Origin of the sequence: Pseudoalteromonas sp. CO342X, assembly GCF_004208915.1 — a bacterium.
GTDB lineage: Bacteria > Pseudomonadota > Gammaproteobacteria > Enterobacterales > Alteromonadaceae > Pseudoalteromonas > Pseudoalteromonas maricaloris.
This window is the reverse complement of sequence record NZ_SGPH01000012.1, coordinates 88,608-105,568: the sequence shown is the minus strand read 5'-3', so window position 1 is coordinate 105,568 and position 16,961 is coordinate 88,608. Positions and strand designations below refer to the sequence as shown.

Below are 16,961 nucleotides of genomic sequence, written 5' to 3'. Positions count from 1 at the left end.
ACATACCAATGCAACATGCTTGTCATTAATAGTTTTTACTCTTGCAAAAAAGCGCCAACAGGTGATGAAAAATGATCAGTGTAGATAAAGTCATTGAAGCAAATCTTCCACAACTTGAAAACTCCCCAAAGGTAAAAGGTTTAGTAAAAAAAGGGCTTGGTTATCTCTTGCATGAGCAAGAGTTTGTCGCGTTTGCTGACACCTACCCCCATTTGCAGGGGCTCGAGTTTGTTGAACAAGTGCTCGATGAGTTAGATTTTGACGCTCGCTTTAAACCAAAGCAAATAGAGCATATCCCAAGCGAAGGTCCGGTGGTGATCGTCGCAAACCACCCTATTGGCTCTTTAGATGCACTGGCACTAATCAAAGTGCTGGCGCAAGTACGGCCTGACTTAAAGGTTGTTGCTAACCGGATGTTGATGTCGGTTACGCCAATGCATCCACTATTACTGCCTGTTGATAACCTCTCAGGAACCAGTAAAAAGCAAGAGCTGGCAAACATTCACAAGCATTTAAAATCGGAAGGGGCGCTACTTATCTTCCCAGCTGGTGAAGTTTCTCGCTTAAGCCCAACCGGTATTAAAGACTGCAAATGGAACTCTGGCTTTTTAAGAATGGCTAAAAAAGCCAATTGCCCCATTCTACCCATTTTTATCAAAGCGAAAAACAGTCCGCTCTTTTACGGCACCAGTATGATTTATAAGCCTTTAGCCAGTTTATTATTGGTCAAAGAGATGTTTAAACAAAGGCAAAAATCGCTAGAATTTGAAATAGGCGCCAGCATTCCTCCAGAGTCTTATCTTATTGATAACCTAAAAGACAAAGAGATAGTAGCACTTATTCGCAAGCAACTTTATCGCCTTGCCAGTAAAAAGCCACTGCCACTCAAAACGCAAACCCCTATTGCAGTTCCAGAAAATCGCAAAGAACTTAAAAAGGCAGTGGAAGCGTGCGAGTGTATCGGTGAAACACCCGATGGCATGCAAATATACGTTTACCAATACACCGGCAGCTCAGTGATATTTAGAGAGCTTGGACGCCTTAGAGAAATTGCCTTTAGGGCCGTGGGAGAAGGGAGTGGTAACCGTCGTGATATCGATAAGTACGATATGCACTACCACCACTTATTGTTATGGGACACGAAACAACTTGAGCTGGTGGGTGCCTATCGCCTTGCAAGTGCCAAGCAAGTGATAGAAGAACACGGGCAATCCGGGCTTTATACCGACAGCTTGTTTTCGTACAGTGAAGCCATGACCCCATACTTTGAAAAAGGCCTCGAACTTGGTCGCAGCTTTGTGCAGCCCAAGTACTGGGGTCGCAAGAGCCTAGATTACCTATGGTATGGGATCGGTGCATTCGTAAAGCGCTACCCAGAACACCGTTATATGTTTGGTGCAGTCAGCCTCTCAAACGCGTTACCGGATGAAGCAAAAGCCATGTTGGTGTATCACTACCAACATTACTTTTCAAACCTTGCAGGTATCGCCACGCCGAACAACGAAATGAAGCTAAGTAATGATCAGCTTAACCGTTATCAACACATGTTCAGTGGCGATGACATCAAAGAAGATTTCGCAGAGCTCAAACATATTCTTGCTAATATGGGTGCTCAAGTTCCTACATTATTTAAGCAATATACGGAGCTTTGCGAAGAGCAAGGCGTGAACTTTCTGAGCTTTAGTATAGATCCCGACTTTAATAACTGTATCGATGGTCTGGTACTCGTTGACTTAGCGAAATTAAAAGAGCAAAAAGCGAAACGCTACCTAGGCGACAACCCCTACGGTTAAGCTCAAATACATTGATCCGCTGCAATGAAGATCGCTACACTGCGGTCTTTATTGTTGCTTACTGTTATCACGGGATCATTTGTATGCTCAAGCTACTTGGCCAAGCTTTCATCATTGTGCTGGTGTTTTTCGCCGTCTCAGCCTATCAAGAAAGAAACATGCTTGCCGACTCGGGAGAGCAAACGGCGCCGCCATTTCACCTGCCCATTTTACAATCCAAGCAAACTTATTCGTCTATTCAGCTTAAAGGTCAACAAAGTATCGTGTATTTTTTTGCGCCTTGGTGCGGCGTATGTCGAGTGAGCATGCCGAATATTGATAAACTACATCAGCAAGGCAAAGTCAAAGCAGTGGCGATTGCGTTGGATTATCGTTCCACCGAAGAAGTAACAAAGTTTGTCAGCGATCTACAATTAGATATGCCCGTATTACTCGGCAATCAGAGCACGGCACAAGCGTATAAAGTGCAGGCTTACCCTACATATTATGTACTTGATGAAGACTTCAAAATAACTGAGCGCTCTGTTGGTTACTCATCCGAGATAGGGATCAGAGCGAGATTGTAAGAAACCTCAGTAAACCGCTTACAGTTAATTACGACTCTCTGAAATTAATCAACAATTATTTCGTTTAGGCTAACGCACATCTTAACAAAGGATGAATAGGAAGCCGACCATGCGCCACGCCCCACGCTTTACGCTCAGTAAAATTTCACTCCTCGTGCTCTGCACTACCCTTGCCAATCATGCATTAGCCGATGAGGAGAAAATTGAACACATCGAAGTTATCTATAAACGCAGCTCAGTTATTTCAGAAATTACCGAAGATGCACAAAAACTCGTAGACATGCCAGGAGCCATGGGCGACCCACTCAGGGCTGCTTTTGCTCTACCTGGTGTTGTTGCTGCGGGTGGCTCTATGGGCGCTCCTGCCGTGCGAGGCTCTTCTCCTGACGACAATATCTTTGAAGTGGACTTTATGCCCGCAGGTTATATCTTTCACGATTTCGGCAGCTCTATTTTCAACCGCAATACAATTCAAGATTTTCAGCTAAATTCTGCTGGGTTTGGTACCAGTTACAGCAATGCCACTGGTGCCGTGTTTGACGTCACGCTGCGTAATCCAAAATACCAAGATATTGCCACCACACTTGATTTAACCATGTTTAACGCAGGTATTTTTGTTGAAGGTAAAGCAACTGAAAATTCTGCATTCTATGTGTCAGCAAGAAAAAGTACCTTACCGCTGTTTTTCAGTGATGGCGAGGAACTTGAGGACGATGATGGCAAGCCAACAGGGATCACCATTAACGATCCACCGGATGATCACGACTATCAAGCCAAGTGGCTGTGGGATATCAATGCAAATAATACCTTAACGGTAAATATCAATGGCGCGGAGGATTCGGTTGCGGCTGGGTTTTCAGGTGCGTCAGATCTTGCTCTTAAAACTCCAGAATATCAGGGCGATGCTCGCTATATTCGTAAATTTAATAGTCAGAACATATTGTGGGATCACTACGCCAAAGACTTACATATTCGCGCAGGCGTCGGTTATCTCAATCACCAAGCCACTATGCGCTACGGTCAACGCGCGACTTTATCTGATGGCTACTTTGAAAATTTTGAAGAAGAACAACTCAGTTATAAAGTACGAGCCAGTTATAAGCTAAATAAAGAGCAACGTGTCATTGCAGATGCCGGCTACTACGACAAAAAATCTACCTACCGCTACGACGCTTTTAATTATGTTTGCACCGAGTTTGACCCTGACTGTGATCTAAATAAAGGTGAGAGGATTAAGGGCACATCGAGTGCAGGAACAGATTCTGCCTTTATTGGGGTTAATCACGTTTGGCAATTTTCACCAAACTGGCAAAGTGAACTAGGAATAGTGGGTGAATATTATGACTACAGTGATGAGACGATTGTCCATCCACGCCTTGCGCTCAATTACTTCTATAGCGATGACACAGTGATCTCAGCCAAGGCTGGCACTTACAGCCGCATTCAAGATCTTGAATACATTTTACCTGTTGTTGGTAACCCGGAACTTGAAGCACAGCGTTCAACTCACTATACCTTAGGTTTTAAACAGGAGTTGAAAAATGAGTGGTCATATTCCGTCGAGACCTATTATAAAACCATGGATGATCTGCCAAAAAGCGCCCCCTTATCTCAAGTAAACTACATCAATGGGACTTCCGGTACAGCCTACGGTGTTGATTTTATTGTTAACAAAAACAAAACCGATGATTGGTATGGTTGGGTTGCTGTAAGCCTTGCAAAAAGTGAGCGTGAGGATGAGCTAACCGGCATTAAGCGTGACTATTATGCCGATACCCCTTTTATTCTGAATGCCGTGTTTCACTATGACTTTGGTGAAAAATGGTCTGGAGGCTTTAACTTTACCGCTCGCAGCGGCCAAGCCTATACCCCAATTGTGGGTGTAAAAGAGAACCCTGAATTTGCGAACCGCTACTTGCCAGTGTATGGCGACCCATTCTCAGAGCGTTTTGACACTTATCACCGCCTAGATATTCGTTTTGAACGCAAAACAGAATTATTTGGGCTTGATGGCAAGCTAATCTTGGAGCTAATGAATGCATATGGCCAAGACAATACAGCCTATGTAGACCTTGACTACGATAGAGTCAAATCAATCAATGATTTATATATAGAAGAGGAAAGCGATGACTTTGAAATGCGTCCTTCTATTGGCTTCAGCGTAACATTTTAACTTGCCTTAGGCGCACAAGCTCTGCATGATCGCATTTATTTTTATAATGAGAGTCCCTTCATGCCTAAAGCGTGCGCCTATCATATTTTAGTAAAAACCGAAAAAGAGTGTTTAGACATCAAAGCCAAACTAGCCAAAGGTGCTGACTTTGGCAAATTGGCTAAACAACATTCCCTTTGTCCTTCCAAAAAGCGCGGCGGCGACCTTGGTGAGTTCAATAAAGGGGATATGGTGAAGGCCTTTGACGATGTGGTATTCAAAAAGCCGCTATTTGAAGTGCACGGCCCAGTGAAAACCAAGTTCGGCTTCCACTTGATCAAAACCGTCTATCGAAGCTAATCGATTTTTTGAATTAATTTCATCATTTTAATTCAATTTACCTTCATGATTAATCCTCTATACTGAAGCTAATCATTTAGAGGAGAAAGAATATGTTTACTGTTATTTTTGGTCGTGAAGGTTGCCCGTTTTGTGTTCGTGCAAAAGAAGTGGCTGAGCGTTTAACGCAAGAGCGTGATGATTTCAATTTTCGCTATGTTGACATTATCAAGGAAGGCGTAAGTAAAGCCGACCTTGAAAAGTCAGCGGGTAAACCTTGCCCTACCGTACCACAGATTTTTATCGACCAAGATCACATTGGTGGCTTTACTGAATTTGAAGCCTATGCAAAAGCAAATTTAGGCCTTTACCAGTAAATTAGCAAAATCATATAGATTAAATTTTAACCAATATCAGGCACATATAAAATAGTGTGATTTTATGCAAGCTTTTATTTTATCTTTCCTGTACAATGCGCGCCTCTTTAAAATAGTTGAGGCGCATTAATGTCAGAACCAGTTACGTTTGAATCTTTAGACCTTTCTCCTGCAATCTTAAAAGCAGTCGAAGAGCTGGGATATAAAACACCTTCTGAGATCCAAGCTCAATGTATACCGTTATTGCTAGAAAGAAAAGACGTACTGGGACTAGCGCAGACGGGTACAGGTAAAACGGCAGCATTTGCACTGCCATTGTTAAACCAAGTAGACGCATCCGTTAAACAACCGCAAATTCTTGTGCTTACGCCAACGCGTGAGCTAGCTATTCAAGTTGCTGAAGCATTTCAGCAATATGCTAAATATACTAAAGGCGTTGAAGTATTAGCGCTTTATGGTGGTCAAAGCTACGGCATTCAGCTAAGTGCTCTACGCCGTGGTGCCCAAATTATTGTGGCAACACCAGGTCGTTTGATTGACCACATCAACCGCAAGACGATTGACCTTTCTGGTCTAAACGCACTTGTACTTGATGAAGCAGATGAAATGCTACGCATGGGCTTTATCGATGATGTTGAAAGCATCATGGAGAAAACACCGGAAGAGAAGCAAACTTGTTTGTTCTCTGCGACTATGCCAAAGCAGATCCAATCAATCTGTAATAAATATTTAGATAACGCTGAACAAGTTAAAATCACTCCGCGTAACTCTACAGTATCTACGATCGAGCAAGTTTACTGGCGTGCAACTGCACACAAAAACAAAGCTATCGTACGTTTCTTAGAAGCGGAAGATTACGACGGCGCTATCGTGTTCGTACGTACACGTAATGACACTGTTCAGCTTGCAGAGCTACTAGAGCGTGAAGGCTTCTCAGCTGCACCGCTCAACGGCGACATGAACCAGCAGGCGCGTGAGCGCACAGTGGACCGTCTAAAGAGCGGTTTACTAGATATCGTTATCGCAACTGACGTTGCGGCACGTGGTCTTGACGTAGAGCGTCTAAGCCTTGTTGTTAACTACGATATCCCACAAGACTGTGAAGCTTATGTTCACCGTATCGGTCGTACCGGCCGTGCTGGCCGTCAAGGTAAAGCAATCTTGTTCGTTAAGAACAACGAGCGTTATTTACTTAAAAACATCATGCGCCATACGCGCTCTGATATTGCACAGGTTGAATTACCAAGTGCGAAAGTTGTTGAAGAAAAGCGTATTGGTGCATTAGAGACTAAGATCTCTACAGCGCTTGAGCACAAAGACATTGAGTTCTTCTCAAACGTGGCATCAGGCCTTGCACAAAAGCTAGAGCTGAGCCAAGAAGACTTAGCAGCAGCACTATTGTGTCTTGCACAGCAGCAAACGCCGCTGAAAGTTGAAGATATTCAAATTCAACAACGTGAGCGTAGAGAACGTGACGACCGTCGTGGCGAGCGTCGCGAAAGAGATGGTAGCCGTGGTGAACGTGGCGAGCGTGGTGAACGCAAATCTCGTAGCCGTGACCGTGCATCAGGTCCAATGGATACTTACCGTATCGAAGTGGGTCGTGACCATGGTGTTCAAGTTAAGAACATCGTTGGTGCTATCGCAAACGAAGCGGATATCTCAAGCAAGTTCATCGGTGAAATCCGTCTGTTCAATGAACACAGCACGGTTCAATTGCCGCAGAATATGCCAAGTGATGTACTTAGCCACTTCAAGAGCGTTCACATCTGTCAACGTCCTATGAACATGACTAAGAGCACTCACCCTGCTGACCAAGGTCAGGGTAGAGGTGAAGAGCAAAGAGACCGTAAGCGTAGCTTTAAAGACCCACGTAGTGGCGGTGGCGATAAACGCCGTCCTGAAGGTCAAAGAAGAGAAAAGCGCGAAAGAAAAGAAATTAGCTTTTCTTAATCGACGCTCTTAAGAAAAAACCGCTCAACTGAGCGGTTTTTTTATTTATATGCTTTAATGTCGTTGCCAATCCCTTGGCTCAAACTGATAGTAGTCTTTCAACAAATTATATAGCTCTGGGTTTTCCTGTTTGAGTTCATGGGGCTTTTCAATAAATGTTTCTGTTACCACGGCGAAAAACTCCGCTTCGTTTGTTGCGCCGTATGAATGAATAGCATGAGGCATATTGTAAGACAGCTGCATTTTTAAGTGCTGGTAAGCCTTTGATAGCACCCTCCCCCAGTCTTGGTAACTCATTCCTACAGGTAATGCAGGCGTTCCATTCGTCGCACCAGTTTGTTGGTCAAGTTGATGGGCAAACTCATGAAACACCAAGTTGTGACCATCCTCAGGCAATCGATTTCCCTCAAGTACATCGTGCCAACTCAGCACTAAAGTACCTCCAGGCCAAGACTCTCCTTGACGAACTGTTTGGTGAAAACTAACCAAACCTGCACCATCTCTAGAAGTTTGTGGCGCGTAATAGCTACTGGGATAGAGTAATATTTCTTTGACGTTGGGATAGAGTGGCCAAGCTTGCTTAAGAACCAGTAAACAGGCATCTGCGGCAATAATTAAGGTCATCGGTCGTGATACTATTAACCCATCTCTACCCAACACGCGCTTCTCGCCAAGAAACCAGACAATATGTTTTTCCAGCAGTGCGCGGTCAGCATCTGTCATCTTACGATAAATAGGCATGTATTTTAGCAATACTTGCTTATCTGACGCGCTCAGCGTTTGATCTTGGTATTTCCTTTGCCACTGCAGTCTTTGAATTTTTTCCCAGTTCCAATATAGAGAAACAAATAGAATAAGGCCGACAATAAGCACTATTTCTATCATGGCTTTTGGCCTTTATTGAATAAGTCTTCAAATATTAATTGGTACTGACTCCCACTTTTTCAAGCAAACTTTGTTACTATGGCGAAAAAATGCAAATGAACTGCTATGTCTTTACCCATTGAATCTTTACAGCCTCAGTTTACTCAAACACTAAACGAACAAAATGCGATTGTAGTATGTGCCACAACAGGTTCAGGCAAATCAACCCAACTTCCGCTTTGGGCCTCACAACATGGCAGAGTATTAGTCATTGAGCCTCGGCGTATTGCTTGTACCTCTTTAGCTGAATATGTCGCGGCTCAAAGTGGCTCACCGCTTGGCGATAAGGTCGGCTTTGCTATTCGGTTTGAAGGGAGGTTTTCACCTAACACTCAGGTAGTTTATGCAACGCCTGGTGTAGCATTAAGGTGGTTTTTTGAGAGCAAACTTGCAGAATTCAGCGCCGTGATGTTGGATGAATTTCATGAAAGACGCTGGGACATGGACTTATTATTAGCGCTCTTAAGGCAGGCTCAATCACACAAACTAATTGTTACCTCGGCGACGTTAAACAGCCAAAAATTAGCCTCTTATTTAGACGCCCCTATCTTAGAGTCAGAAGGGTTCATTTACCCCGTTGAAGAGTGTTTTCACGCCCCTGATCCAAGAACTATGCCCCAGAAAGAGCAACTCGATACTCGCATTTTTGCAGCTTGCCAATACGCATTGGAACATTGCCAAGGCGATATTTTAGTCTTTTTACCTGGCAAGGCCGAGATCCAAGCAAGCTTAGCTAAAGTGAAAGCGCTGCCAGCGACTATCGTTGGCTTATATAGTGGCTGCAGCCCCGAGGCTCAGCGCATCGCATTAACCGCACAAAATACACGTCGAATTATTCTCGCAACCAATGTTGCCGAAACCTCGCTCACTATTCCCAATGTCACTTGTGTGATTGACTCAGGGCTTGAGCGTCGTACTCATTTGCGCCTTGGAAAAACCGTATTAGGCTTAGATGCTATTGCAAGAGATTCAGCAAAGCAACGTCTAGGACGCGCAGGACGTACGCAACCGGGACTATGTATCCGGTTATATGGCCAATATGCGCCTTTGATAGACAGCACCCCGCCTGAGATCCAAAGAGAATCATTGGCAGAGCTTGTACTTGCGGCGGGCTGCGCAACAACAGGCGTCTCGTCTATTGATTTTATTGACCCACTTCCTGAAAGCTCACTAAATAAAGCTACACAACAGCTAATTACATTAGAAGCCATTGATGAACAAAATATAGCAACTCCGCTTGGCAAGCTGCTGTACCCGCTTCCAGTCGATTTTGAGTTTGGTTATGTGATCCATAAATTGGCTTCAAACACGCTACGTCAAGCGGCTATTGACCTTATTTCGCTACTGTCTGTGCCTGCCCGAGTCTACCAGCTACCTAATGATGTAGAGCGCTTAACAAGATTAAATAGCCGATTTACTCGAGGCTCAGATATAGAAATCGCTATCGCGGTGGTGAGAGGACAAACTGAAGAATTAATTGATATTACGCCTGAGGCGCTCACAGAAGCACAGCAATTTAGCATGCAATTGCGTGAAGCATTTGCACTACCTCCTTTAGATAAAGCAGCCAGTTTTGACCATGACAAACTGGTCATTGAGTTAGCTAAGCTAATGCCACATTGGGTTTATATCAATAAGCAAAACCGTCGTAATGGTTTTAATAATGGCTTAGCTGAAGTCATGCCTTCAAACCATACTCGCGTACCGGAACAGGCAGAAGCACTACTGGTATTAGATACTTTTTCACTCGCAGGTAAAGGTACCAAGCAAGCCAAGACACTCGCGATGTGTAATGCGCTACTAACAAAAAAGCAATTACTTGAAATGGGCCTCGGCAGCCAAACATTGCGCTCAGCTTATATTGATAATGGTGAGCTTTGGGGTGAATTTATTACACATTACAGTGACGAAGCTTTAGGCCAACAAACCAAGCGCCTTGATAACTCCAAGGATGTTATTTATGCCTTAGTATTTCTTATTCAAAATAATACGCTGTTTTCAGGTTTGGCCAAGCAGATAGAAGCCAGTATTGAGCAGACTGCATTGTTCTACCAATTTCATGAGCGCGATGAACTTGTGCCCACACTCAACTCCTTTTTAAGTGAAAAACTCACAGCACTTGGTATAGAAAGCTATGACGATATAGAACTAATCAGCGAACAAGACTTGTTATTCAAAGAAATTGAAACGTGGGAGTTAACACCATTTGTTGAAAAGTTTCCGCTAACATGGTCGATTCCAGCGCTGACAATGGCAGTAAGTTATAATTTTAAAGGAAAAAGAATCGAACTTACTTATATCAACGGTACAAGGAAAGACGCCCCAAAAAGGTGGGAACTACCAGCCTGGAGTGGCTTCAAAATACGTTATCGTAAAGCCAGTAAGGTCGTCGATGTAAGTTAGCAGACATGACTTTTGGATAACGAATAACTTATATAGTTAAGCACAGGTAGATCTTTATCCAATAGCCCATTAAACCAACTCAATTATTTAAATTATCTATTTTTGGACTGGAAAGTTTTCAAAAACAAAAAAGCCGCTCAATGAGCGGCTTTTTATCACTATAAAAATTATAGCTTGATGTTCACACCAACAGTAGCGCGACGACCGATTGGATCGTACCAGCTAGTGTCTTCAAACGCTAGAGGATGTCTAGGTGGTGTTCTGTCGAACATATTTTGAATACCGAAACGTAGATCTACGTTTTCAAGTACTCGATAGTTCATTGATAAGTCGAACGTTGTATAAGAAGGAATATCGTTATAGTTATGTTGCTCGATGTTCCAACCATTGCGCTCGTCTACAGTACTATGACGGTAGTTTGCAACTAATACAGCTCTGAAATCTCCGTACTCATAGCTAGTATTCAAGCGACCACGCCATCTCATGTGATCTTGCTCACCCGTTTTAACTAACAGGTCAATAGGGTTACCTGTTTGGTTAATTTCGTAGTTTTCAACATAAGTCGCTGTCAGCTTGACACCGAACTCACCAATACTAGTTTCGAAGTCGTATACAGACTCGATATCAACACCGCTCTTCTTCTCTTCAGCTGCGTTCAGAGAAGTTTGGAAGAAGCTAGTAACTTCGTTGTTTGCACCACGAGTAATAAAGCCACAGAATGGGTTGTCTAGACTATCAGCACGGTAGCAGTTTCTTTGTAACTCGCCATAGTCATAGTTCTCGATTGCATTTTCAATCTCAAAGCTCCAGTAATCTACAGTGATATCAAAGCCTTCAATAGAAGTTGGTGTATACACAAAACCAAACACAACATCGCTTGAAACTTCGTTGTCTAGCTGGTTGTTACCGCCAAGCTTACCTTCAATACTACCGCTATCTAACCACTGCTGAGACGGCATCCATCCATCTGGAATACCTGCCGCCGCACAGTTTTTGACTACATTATCACGATACTTGTCATCTGTATTCGCAATCTCGTCCGCAGCACATTGATCAAAGCGCCCATATGACCAGTACTGGGTTCCAGCTGCTGAATACAGCTCATTAACGTTTGGCGCACGTACCGACTCTGCTTTAGTTGCACGGAAACGAATGTCATCATTAAGCTGATAAGTCAGACCTACTTTATACGCAGAATCACCACCTGTAGATGAATAATCCATGTAACGATACGCAAGCTCAAGGTTTAATTCTTGTGCCCATTCATGATCGGCAATTAGCGGAATAATAACTTCTGTTGCGTATTCTTTCACGTTCACTGCACCAGAATATGCTAAACCAGAGTTACCAAACACTAGACCTTTACGAATACCGGTTCCCGGCGTTTCGTATGCTGAATCTCTACGCCACTCGAAACTGAATGCAGTACCAATTGGACCTGCTGGTAGTTCATAAACATCACCTGTTATTGTGGCTCCAAAGCTTGTTTGGGTAGCACCATGTTCCGCAGTCGCTACTGTAGAGATGTAATCAATAGTCTCTTGTGAGTGACCTGGCGCACCTAATACATTGATTGGTGAACAACCAAAAATCGACCCAACAACATTACCGTCATCATCACGTTGCGCACAAACAATTTCACCATTGCGTACAACTGCGTCAAGCGCGTTTTGGAAGTTATCGATTAACACTTCGCCGTGCCAAGACGTATCTTGTTGTAAGCGGCTGTGCTGGAAGTATGTAGAGTACGACCAATTATCATCAATGTAGCCATCAAGTCCAATTGACGTTCGGAAAGTAGTACGATCTTGATTGTATTTTCTTGAACCGAAGTCATCACCTAAACGGCGTAAAGAAATTGATTCTGCATTATTTTCTTCCATCAGCTGACGTAGATCGTCTTTGATGAAAGCGTTATCTTTGCGAATAACAATATCGCCTGTACGCCAAAATACAGGTGAGCCCTGGCCGAAAGCTTCGCTGATAGAATAGATAGTATCGAAGGTCAATTTGTGATTTTCGTTTATCTCGTAGTTACCAGCAAGGTTAAATGTATGGCGCGTTAAAGGCGTGCGGAAGAACTCATCAAGACCTTCTTCGATACCATCTTTATATTCACCAGGATAATAGCGATAAGTGCCAGCTGTCGGGTCGCTTGGTAAATAACCGCTACCAATATCGAACTCTCGTAGATTTTTATTTTCGTCGAATGTCCAGCGCTTGCCGCCTAAAGTAAACTCACTCGACTCATCATAAAGACCGTAATGCTTTCTGCCTTCATATTTAATTTCGGCAGGAACGCCGTCTTCACCGCTTCTGTTATCCGGGTTAGGTACAAAAGAGACCGGATTATCATACCACCATGATTTATCTTTTTTAGCCATTTGCTTTTGATCAGCAAAGTCATAGTTAAAGATGAACCCACCGCCATCAAACTCTTTACCAAAAACAAGAGAGCCAAACGTTTGTTCGCCTCCACCTTCAAATGGACGAGTCGTTGCAGCATCAATTTCAATGCCATCGAATGATTTACGCGTGATAATATTCACTACACCAGCTACGGCATCAGCACCGTAAACCGCAGATGCACCACCAGTTGAAATTTCAATACGCTCGATCATTGAAGTCGCAATGTTGTTCAAATCTACAGTGTTATCACCTGCAGAACCACCGATAAAGCGACGACCGTTCACTAGAACAAGAGTACGGCTAGAACCTAAACCACGCAGGTCGGTTGTATTTAGACCGTTGGCATAGATATAGTTATTAGAGTTTTCAGGACTTAGACCAACTTCTGCAGCTGGCATTTCAGATAGGAAATCATTGACGTTGCTGACACCTGCATTTTCAAGCTCAACACGACCAATAACAACGACAGGCGTCGGCGCAGTAGCAGCGATACGCTTAATTTTTGAACCTGTAATTTGAATACGTTCCACTTCTTCAGTGTTTTCTTCAGCTGAAACAGCAGTACTCGCTAACACAGCAGACGATGCTGCACCGAAGGCAATAGCTAAACGAACAGCTTTACTTATTTTATTATTCAACATGATTGATGATCCCTGATTTTTATTTTAATGAACAAAAACTCAATAAAAACAACAGATTAAAAGAATTTAAATCTAGTACCTAAAATCGCTTGAGTTATCGTGTCGAGAGCTATACTACTTTTAGTACCAACATAGGGTCAACAATCATTTCATAAAACAAACCAAAAAACGCTTTATTTTAACATGAAAATAGTTTTTTTCTTTTGTTTTTCATGATGTTATAAAAGTAAAAATAAGTTCATTTTTTTTATCACTTTTGTAATTCATCGCAAAAAATCACTCTTTACGCAACAATAAAGGTACAAACACTACATTTACACACACCAAGGAACAACATTCAATAAACATTGAGAATTCATATCTGCAATAAAAAAACAACTACCGAAGCACTTGTTACAAATTGGATGGGTTTAGTACTGAAGGAGGCAAACTAGAATGGGGAATTTAAAAAATCGACCTCAACAGAGGCCGATTTGGGTCAAAATTGCTAAATTTCGGTTAGAACTTCTGAGTTACACCTAAGAAGAACTGACGTCCGAATAGCTTGAAGTTACTTTCGTCAGTGTTCGCGTTGAACGCTGTTTCGATATAAGGAGGTAGTTCGTCTGTTAGGTTGCGAATACCAGCTTGCACCGTTGTGTTTGTATCAAATGAGTATTGTGCTGTTAAATCGTGGTACACATATGAATCAACTTTAGCAACTAAACCTGCTAATGAATCATAATTATCACGCTTAATGTAAGTTAGGTCACCGTACTCAAGACCAGACTGATAGTTCGCAGCCCACACAACACGTAGATTGTCTAGGTCATAACGTAGATTGAATAAGATTTTGTCTTCAAAGTAAGACGTATCATCTTCAAATCTGCCAACTAGATCTTCAACGATAAATGTACCTGTTTCACCATCAAAGTTTTCTTCGCCACGCTCTAAGAAGTGAGTCCATGATACGCTAGCTACAAATGCACCGAAGTCTGTGTCAAATGAATAGTTCACATCAAGATCGATACCACGAGCAGTCATGCTTTGTAAGTTTGTTGTACGACTGTCTACACGATCAACCGAGCCATCAAAGCCACGTGAGATTTTTGCACACATATCTTCGATAAGGCCGGCATAACAACCCTGCAGAATATCATCAGTTGCTAGAGAACCAATTTTACCGTCAATGTTGATATCCCAGTAATCAATAGTAATACCTAAGTTTTCAACAAAGTCAGGAGCCCACACAAAACCAATAGTGAATGTTTCACCTTCTTCAGATTGGACACCTGTGTTGCCGCCTAAACGTGTACGAACTTGCGCATCAGCACTGTTGTGGCCGCCAGCTGGAGCACCCATTTCAAGACATTTAGCCTGACCTGCTGCAGATAAGCCACCAATGTTTGCCGCAGAACACGGATCTGAAGCGCTTTCAAATGAATCAAGCTCTGGCGAATACAAATCGCTTAGTGTTGGTTCACGATATACTTCTGAATAGTTTGCACGGAACTTTAAGCCATCAAAAATATTTGACTCAATTTTAGCCATCCAAGAGAAGTTTGAACCTGTTGTGCTAAAGTCGTCATAGCGTGCACCTAGCGTCAAATCTGCAGATTCAACACCTAAATCACGTACTAATGGTATTAAGAACTCTGCCGACGCAGCTGTGTAGTTCTTAGATAGACCTGTTAGTGGCTTGCTGGTGTTACCAGTCACTGAATCAAAGAACTTACCAGAATCATTTACTTGTTCAAACTCAGTGGTGTAATACTCAAGGCCAAATGCACTTGAAACATAACCTGCTGGAACTTCAAATAGCTCACCAAATACGTCTACACGAACTTGGTGGAATGAATCATTGTAGTGATCGCCTAGTGGTGCAGTAATGTAGTCAAGCATCTCTTGAGTCACAGTACCTGGGCCACCAAATACATTTAGCGATACACAGTCAGAAATAGGTGCGTCAGGCGTACCACATACCACATTGCCAGCGTCATCTTTGAATGATGGGCCTAAAGCTTTTGCTAGGTGTGGGCCGTAAAGCTGACCAAAGTCAGTATCTTGAAGGCTATTTGCACCATAGTTGTAGTAAGCATCGAACTGCCAGTTATCGTTAATTGCGCCCTTTAGACCTGCAACTTGTTGGAAACGAACATAATCTTGTTCGAAGTAACGACCACCTTCAAGCATACGACGACGAGAGCGATAAACATCTTCACCGAATGGGTTGTAGTAGTTATCAGCTGATACACCGTTAGCCGTCGAACCATTTGAAAGTGTAACTACATAACCTGGATCATAGGCTGTGTCGAAAGGTACAGCCGCAAGTTCCTGTTTTGAAGTACGCTTATTGATGCGTGTTTCTGTATATACGACAAGGTCATCGTTTAACTCAAATGAAGTATCAACAAAGAAGTTAATCACTTCAAAAGGTGTTTGCATTAAGTTTACCGGGTTGTAGTTGTAAGTATCGTTTACTTCACCACCGCCGACAAATGGACGCATGTCACTTAGAGAAGGCTTACCGTCGCCACCACTTGGGCATTTATCGTTAGTAAAGTTACCTTTACCTTCAACGTAGAAATTACCACAAGGAGTAGAACCCGAACCTAAAATGAATACGTTCGCATTGTCACCATCTGGGATTAAACCGTTCTCGTAAAAACTCTTAGCACCTTCTTCTGAAAGCACCTGCCAAGGATATTGGAAGAAGTTAACGTCTTTCACATCACCCTGATAGATTGGATCCTGCTTGGTATAATCGAAACCTACTGTGATATGGCCTGTATCGAACTCTTTACCACCAACTAGTTGGAAGCTTTGCTCTTTACCACCGCTAAACATGTCGTACCAAGACGTTGTTGCTTTAACTTCAACACCTGTAAGTTCTTTTTTAGTGATGATGTTTACAACACCAGCCATTGCTGACGAACCATATGCAACCGAAGCACCATCTTTTAGAATTTCGATACGGTCGATCATTGCAGCAGGAATATTCTGGAAGTCTGAGCTTACAGGCTTACGACCATTGATAAGTACAAGCGTACGTTCTGAACCTAGACCACGTAGTTCTACAAATACGCCACCGCTACCGCCGTTGTTACGCGTTGTTGTTGCTGGCGATCCAGACATAACTGGGTTTGATTGAACAAATTCACCAACGTTGCTGATACCCATATCGCCAAGCGCTTCGCCGCCGATAACAGTGATTGGAGCAGTAGATTCAAGGTCAGTGCGCTTTAAGCGAGAACCTGTAACTTCAATGCGCTCAACACTTTTCGCGCCTTCTTCTTCAGCAACTGCATTGGTTGCAAATACGGCAGCGCTAGCGCCACCAAACGCGATCGCTAAGCGAACCGCCTTAGTTAACTTATTGTTTAGCATGTGAATCACCCTGGATTGTTTTGTTGTAAACAGCTTGT

General features: G+C 43.0%; 10 protein-coding genes. 7 read left to right on the top strand and 3 right to left on the bottom strand.

Annotation, left to right across the window (positions count from 1 at the left end):
- Nucleotides 1-71 precede the first annotated feature (71 nt).
- From EXT47_RS04340 to EXT47_RS04315, 6 genes are all read left to right on the top strand, one after another.
- Nucleotides 72-1,793, top strand: a complete 1,722-nt coding sequence (locus EXT47_RS04340; protein ID WP_039496858.1) for a lysophospholipid acyltransferase family protein — start codon at nt 72-74, stop codon at nt 1,791-1,793.
- Between the two features lie 83 nt (nt 1,794-1,876).
- Nucleotides 1,877-2,359, top strand: coding sequence for a TlpA disulfide reductase family protein (locus EXT47_RS04335; protein ID WP_069020178.1), 483 nt, complete (start codon nt 1,877-1,879; stop codon nt 2,357-2,359).
- A gap of 109 nt (nt 2,360-2,468) precedes the next feature.
- Complete coding sequence (locus EXT47_RS04330; RefSeq protein WP_130125968.1) at nt 2,469-4,532, top strand: TonB-dependent siderophore receptor; 2,064 nt, start codon at nt 2,469-2,471, stop codon at nt 4,530-4,532.
- Nucleotides 4,533-4,592: 60 nt separating this feature from the next.
- A complete protein-coding gene (locus EXT47_RS04325) occupies nt 4,593-4,871 on the top strand; it encodes a peptidylprolyl isomerase (RefSeq protein WP_010378882.1) in 279 nt (92 codons plus the stop codon).
- A 92-nt stretch (nt 4,872-4,963) separates the two neighbouring features.
- On the top strand, nt 4,964-5,227 hold the full coding sequence (locus tag EXT47_RS04320; protein ID WP_010378880.1) for a GrxA family glutaredoxin: 264 nt from the start codon (nt 4,964-4,966) through the stop codon (nt 5,225-5,227).
- Nucleotides 5,228-5,356: 129 nt separating this feature from the next.
- Nucleotides 5,357-7,180, top strand: a complete 1,824-nt coding sequence (locus tag EXT47_RS04315) for a DEAD/DEAH box helicase (RefSeq protein ID WP_130125967.1) — start codon at nt 5,357-5,359, stop codon at nt 7,178-7,180.
- 54 nt (nt 7,181-7,234) lie between these two features.
- Here EXT47_RS04315 and EXT47_RS04310 read toward each other — a convergent pair whose 3' ends face one another.
- Entirely contained in the window at nt 7,235-8,065 is an 831-nt protein-coding gene (locus EXT47_RS04310; protein WP_130125966.1) for a M90 family metallopeptidase, read from the bottom strand.
- Between the two features lie 105 nt (nt 8,066-8,170).
- On the opposite strand from EXT47_RS04310, the gene EXT47_RS04305 reads away from it, so the two are divergent.
- On the top strand, nt 8,171-10,507 hold the full coding sequence (locus EXT47_RS04305; protein WP_130125965.1) for a helicase-related protein: 2,337 nt from the start codon (nt 8,171-8,173) through the stop codon (nt 10,505-10,507).
- A gap of 167 nt (nt 10,508-10,674) precedes the next feature.
- On the opposite strand, the gene EXT47_RS04300 is transcribed toward EXT47_RS04305, so the two are convergent.
- A complete protein-coding gene (locus EXT47_RS04300) occupies nt 10,675-13,557 on the bottom strand; it encodes a TonB-dependent siderophore receptor (RefSeq protein ID WP_130125964.1) in 2,883 nt (960 codons plus the stop codon).
- Between the two features lie 498 nt (nt 13,558-14,055).
- Entirely contained in the window at nt 14,056-16,923 is a 2,868-nt protein-coding gene (locus tag EXT47_RS04295; RefSeq protein WP_039496845.1) for a TonB-dependent receptor, read from the bottom strand.
- Nucleotides 16,924-16,961: the final 38 nt, after the last annotated feature.